Genomic DNA, 2,643 nt, shown 5'->3' with positions numbered 1-2,643 from the left:
TCCATATTCCCTTCCCAGCGAAAATCAGGATCAAGCATGAACCATTCCTCTTCTTTCTCTGTCTTCGATATCATTAAGTAATGCGGAAACGGTTTTTGATGAAACTTATTTTCTCTCTCAGGCAATAAAGACATATCAACCATTACAATTACGTAACGATTTTCAGGCTTATTTTCTACTAATTCTAAAAATTTTTCTACATTGCTACTTTTTTCTTTTGAATGATCGTACCATTCGTTCACTTTAATACCATACAATTTTTCATACCAGAGTAAGTAGTTATCATGGTTAATGTTTTCGGAATGATAAGAAATAATCCCGCCTTCTGTTATATCAAAATCTCCATCCCATAATCCGAAATAAAATGGCCGGAAATCTATATCGCTACGCCTTTTTATAATTTCACAAAAACAACTCACTAAACAGTGAACTTTAATTGAAGTCATACTCTCATCCACTTTCCTAAAAGGTTAGTTATTCACATTTACTTCGTGTAACGGCTGCAACTCTTCCATAAAGTCAAGCAAAGATCCTACAGTAAGAAACGCCTTTGGGTCTATCTCATCCTCTGGAACGCATAGCTTTAAATCCATTTCTATGTATACTATAAGCTGTAACATCATTACCGAATCTATATATAAATCTTGATTTAAACGCATCGTTTCTTCTAAATGCGTTACATTTTTCAGTTCCATTTTTTCTCTCATAATGCTTAAAACTGCTTCTTTTAACATTTCACGACTCATGTTGTTATCTCTCCCATCTCTAATAACTTACGACTTACTTTCCCTGTTTTATTTTTCGGAATCTCTGCTACATTTTCAATTTCATGCGGTACTTTATAAAACGGTAAATGCTGTATGCACCATTCTCTTATTTGTACTGGTTCAATACGAGAGACTACTTTCGCTTTTACAATCTCCCCCATCACAGGATGCTTGCCGCGGTATACAATCGCCTCCTGAATACCTTCTAATCGAAGCATCGTTTCTTCCACTTCTATAGGAAAGACCTTTAGACCGGACACATTAATAACATCATCTATTCGCCCCATGAAATGAAGGCCTTGCTCAGATTTATACCCTAAATCTTTCGTATAAATCTCCTTTTCAGCAATTTTCACTACGATTTCTTCAGGTTCATCTTCATTTGAACCTATGTTAATACTTACATGAGGAAGTGGTTTTCCTAAATCCAAATGTGTTTCCATAGCATGACATATACTAATGCAACCGGCTTCAGAACAGCCGTACTGCTGCATCATGTATTTCGTCATGCCCTTTAACTTATAAAATAGCGTTTCTGGCAAAGGTGATCCTGATGTCATAATTTTATGAAACTGAAACGTCCCTTGTGGAAAACTCCCCATAATATGTAACATAAGTGGTACTGCATATATGATATGTTTTTCGGTATTACGAATTATATTTAATGCGAATTTAGGGTTTTTATTTGTGATGATTATAGGCTTGCTACCTCTCGTAATTGCTGATAACGTGCCACAAATTAATCCGTATGAATGTGAAACTGGAGCCATTACAATTGGAACTTCGTCTTCTTCACATTTTAAAGCTTTATTGTAAGCAGCAATTTCCGTTTCAATTTCCGTCCATGCTCTACGAATTAGTTTTGGTTCTCCTGTTGTGCCTGAACTATATTGCAATAAAGACGGTTCTTCTTGTAATAGATTTGGAACTTCTAATTTTGTAAAGTCGTTACTTTCTCCGTATAAAAGTGCAGTACACTTTGCACGCTTTGCCATTTCAATAGCTGTATCCTTTGGCGTATCTTCATGAATAAGTAGCACAGATGCTCTTTTTTCTTTTAGGAAAAACACAAGCGTAATAATATCGAATGGATCTTTCAGACAAAGTGCAAATCTATTTCCTTCTGCTTCTTGAAAGTGTTCCACTCCCTCGTAACCTTGTAATCTCAATTCAAAATCATTTTTGCTAAATTCTTGTTTATTAACGATTAGCATGATTTCCCCCTGTAACAACTGATTTTTGTATTGTAAGTTGCTTTGCTCTATACAACGGATTTGGAACTTCATGAACAAGTGATTCCACATCCATATATAAGCGCCGCTTCGTTAATTGCTCTGCATGAAATGTAGGTGCATATAATTGTAATGCTTCAAAACGTTCTTTCGAATGTGAAAATCTTTCAAAATGATCTTCTACTTCTTCAACAAGAATGATCCAAAATTGTTCCTCTTTCAACTGATACTCATCTGCCAACACGAAAGCCAGTTCACCTAGATTGAATAGGAAAAGCGCATCTAAAACCATTTCTTGCAAACATCCAATACGGTCCATTTCAAAGAAATCATTCATTTGACCATTCGCATATGTTTTATGCATTTTAGTAAAGTCAGGACATTTTTCGATTTCTTTCAAAAATGGACGATAAAACTCCAGTCCTTCATGAAAATCTTTTAGTGCAATACGGACTGGTATTCCTTCTTCATGAACTAAAATCATGTTTTGTCCATGTGATTCTAATGCGATTCCATGCTCTACAACGAGGTGTACAACTGGGATAATTGCCTTTCGAATAAGCAATTGTAGCCAGCTTTCTACTCCATATCTCTTTAACCACAAATCAATAATTGGTGTCCCATCTTTTCCCTTGGCATATAAT

At 35.4% G+C, this 2,643-nt stretch carries 4 protein-coding genes; all 4 read right to left on the bottom strand.

Annotated features, from left to right (window positions below; translation table 11 throughout):
* The coding region (locus tag AC1DTM_RS22220) for a DUF6005 family protein (protein WP_477000894.1) at window positions 1-446 on the bottom strand (446 nt) is incomplete at its 3' end.
* A gap of 24 nt (window positions 447-470) precedes the next feature.
* Window positions 471-746 carry a petrobactin biosynthesis protein AsbD gene (asbD, locus tag AC1DTM_RS22215; RefSeq protein WP_002158241.1) on the bottom strand — a complete coding sequence of 92 codons (276 nt, stop codon included), beginning with the start codon at window positions 744-746 and terminating at the stop codon, window positions 471-473.
* Window positions 743-1,981: an AMP-binding protein gene (locus tag AC1DTM_RS22210; protein ID WP_016104584.1), complete on the bottom strand. Its 1,239-nt coding sequence runs from the start codon at window positions 1,979-1,981 to the stop codon at window positions 743-745. Before AC1DTM_RS22210 ends, asbD begins: the two co-directional genes overlap by 4 nt.
* Window positions 1,968-2,643 (bottom strand): IucA/IucC family C-terminal-domain containing protein (locus AC1DTM_RS22205; protein WP_477000893.1); only part of this gene is annotated, 676 nt, incomplete at its 5' end. The genes AC1DTM_RS22205 and AC1DTM_RS22210, both read right to left, overlap by 14 nt.

This window comes from Bacillus sp. P4_D3 (assembly GCF_056401855.1).
This window is presented reverse-complemented; position numbering and strand designations above follow the sequence as displayed.